Annotated in this window: 1 pseudogene; it reads right to left on the bottom strand. The window is 82.5% G+C overall.

Annotation, left to right across the window (positions count from 1 at the left end):
- Positions 1-1133: pseudogene (locus FGF04_RS39260) on the bottom strand (hypothetical protein); the annotation flags it as partial.
- Positions 1134-1316 lie beyond the last annotated feature (183 nt).

The raw sequence follows: 1316 nt of genomic DNA, 5'->3' as shown, positions 1-1316 counted from the left end.
GTCTCGGGCGCCACCGGCATCGGTCCGCCGAGACCGGTGGGGACGGCCTGGCCGGGAGCGGCCTGACCGGGCATGGCCTGCGGGGGAAGGGCCCCGGGGGCCGGAACCGCCTGCGGCGGAAGGGCCTGTCCGACGGCTCCCGGCTGGGGGATGCCCTGCGGGGAGACGGCCTGCGGGGGCACGGCCTGCGAGGGAACGGCCTGTCCCGCGGTGGCGGGAGCGGCCGAAGGGGTGCCGTGACCCGGGGTTCCCTGGACAGGCACCGGTACCGGCTGACCGGGGAGCGGCTGCTGCGCCGGGACGGGCTGTGGCTGTCCGGGCGCGCCCCCGGCGGGTACGGCTTGCGCGGGGGGCAGGTGCCCCGGCATGGGCTGCTGCCCGGGAACGCCCGGCTGCGGGCCCGCCTGCCCCGGCACGCCCTGCGCGGGGAGCGGCTGCGCGGGCAGGGGCTGCCCCGGCAATGGCTGACCGGGAAGCGGCTGCGCAGGGCCGGGCACAGGGGCTCCGGGCGCACCGGGCGCACCGGGCGCGGGGGCGGCGGCAGCGGGCAGGGCGCCCGGTGCGCCACCCCCCTGACTCGCCGGGCCGTTCTGCCCAGGAGCCTGCGGCGCGCCGTCGGCCGGGGCCTGGCGGGCCCGCCGGCGTCCGCCGGGCGCCTGCACCGGGTGCGGCTGGGGCGGGGTGTGGTCCTCGGCGGGGTCGTGCAGGGCCACGTCATGGCGTCCGTCGGCGGCCCGTGCCTGGGGCTGCGCCTGGCCACGCCCCTGACCATGGGCCACGGCGTGCTGGGCCGCGTACTCGGGAGAGCGGTCCGCCTCGGCGGGCGGCAGGGCGAACACCGCGCGCGGCCCCGCCTCCTGGGCCGCCGCACGCTCCGCCGCGGCGGCCAGCGCACGCCGGCGGCGTCCGGTCGGCCGGCCGGCACCACCGTCGGCGTCACCGCCCGTGCCCGTGCCCGCGTCCGCGGGGGAAGCGGGGGAAGAGGCGACCGCGGGCAACGCGGCCGGCAGGGCCTGCCGGCTGTCGTCCTGCAGCGCGCGCCGTCCGCCGGCGGGCGCGGGCACGCCCTGCGGGGGCACCGTCTGTCCGAGTCCGGTGGCCGCGGTGCCGGCCGCGTGCTCGGCGGCGGTCACGACCGCGCCCTCCGAGACGCCCGCACCCGCGGGGGCCGCACCGCCCTCGRCGGGGCTCGGCCGTCCGCGCCGCCGTCCGGTGCTGCTCGGCGGCGGTCACGACCGCGCCCTCCGAGACGCCCGCACCCGCGGGGGCCGCACCGCCCTCGACGGGGCTCGGCCGTCCGCGCCGCCGTCCGGTGC

It is taken from the genome of Streptomyces apricus, from assembly GCF_008369065.1.
Classification (GTDB): Bacteria; Actinomycetota; Actinomycetes; order Streptomycetales; family Streptomycetaceae; genus Streptomyces; species Streptomyces apricus.
This window is presented reverse-complemented; position numbering and strand designations above follow the sequence as displayed.